The organism is Kitasatospora sp. NPDC007106, from assembly GCF_040634455.1.
GTDB lineage: Bacteria > Actinomycetota > Actinomycetes > Streptomycetales > Streptomycetaceae > Kitasatospora > Kitasatospora arboriphila.
This window is the reverse complement of sequence record NZ_JBEYFP010001478.1, coordinates 1-1,013: the sequence shown is the minus strand read 5'-3', so window position 1 is coordinate 1,013 and position 1,013 is coordinate 1. Positions and strand designations below refer to the sequence as shown.

Annotated in this window: 2 protein-coding genes; both read right to left on the bottom strand. The window is 73.5% G+C overall.

Going from position 1 to position 1,013, the window contains the following annotated elements; all coding sequences use genetic code 11:
* Positions 1-130: 130 nt before the first annotated feature.
* Entirely contained in the window at positions 131-502 is a 372-nt protein-coding gene (locus ABZ641_RS39420; protein WP_344623788.1) for a fic family toxin-antitoxin system, toxin component, read from the bottom strand.
* Positions 499-708, bottom strand: a complete 210-nt coding sequence (locus tag ABZ641_RS39415; protein ID WP_344623789.1) for a hypothetical protein — start codon at positions 706-708, stop codon at positions 499-501. Before ABZ641_RS39415 ends, ABZ641_RS39420 begins: the two co-directional genes overlap by 4 nt.
* Positions 709-1,013: the final 305 nt, after the last annotated feature.

Here is a 1,013-nt window from a genome sequence, read left to right as displayed (position 1 = left end):
GCCGGCCGGCGCAGGAGAGGCGGTGGCCGCTCCGTCCCCGACGTTACGGGGTGGCCGGCGGGACGGGGGCAGGCTCGCCGCGCGTCGCGGTGGTTCACCCGTCGGCACCCGGTGGCCGGGGGGACGCCCGTCAGGCGAGCCACGTCCTGAGCACGGCGGCGAGATCGGCCGCGGTGGATCCGTGCCGCCTCAGCTCCTCGGCCACCGCGGACACCCGCTCCTGGTCGAGCTTGACCGAGACCCCGCTCGCCAGCAGGTAACCGTGCGCGACGGCCACCGCCACCCGCAGGTTCGAACGCTCCAGCCACGGCAGCCGGCCGAGCGTGTGGGCGAGCGCCGCAGCCCGGGTGAACGGCCCGTCGTAGACCTCCTGCCCGGCGACCACGGCCCGGTGCCGCTCCACCGCGGAGATCGCCACCCCGTAGTCCACCGGTGCCGGGTCCCCGACCCCGGCACGCTCGGCGACCTCGAGGATCCAGGCGAGATCGACGTGGAGGATCACGCGGCCTCGATCCCGTCGAGCAGGTCCGCGTACTCGTCCAGCACTTCCTGCGCACCGGCCAGGAAGACCTCGCGCAGCTTCTCGTTGTCGTCCCGGATCAGCTGCGCCACGTAGTCGTTGACGGGCATCCGCCGGGTCTCGGCCGCGTGTCTGGCCATCTCGGCGACGGTCTCGTCCATACGGAGGTTCACCTGGGTCTTCGCCATACCCCCGAAGATAGCAGGTGATAGCAGGGTGGTGGAGGGGGCGTGAGGCCCGTTCCCGGGTGGGCGCGTGCCGGAAATTCCGGAGCGTTCCGCTTCGTGGAGCGGCCATACTGACGGGCGCCCGCCGGCGGTTCGTCTCCGGCGGACAGGAGACACCAGGAGAGACCTTGGCACGGCCCGCCGCCACCCGTTCGGCCCCGGTACTGATCGCCCTGTTCGCGCTCGCGGCCGGCTGCTCGTCCGCCCCTGCCTCGCGGTCGGCGTCGGCAGTCGCGAGCGGTACCGCGGCCCCGGCGCCGTCGACC

Excerpts from the sequence above, each read along its gene's own strand:
- ABZ641_RS39415 (WP_344623789.1), bottom strand. The coding sequence starts at position 708 with ATGGCGAAGACCCAGGTGAACCTCCGTATGGACGAGACCGTCGCCGAG.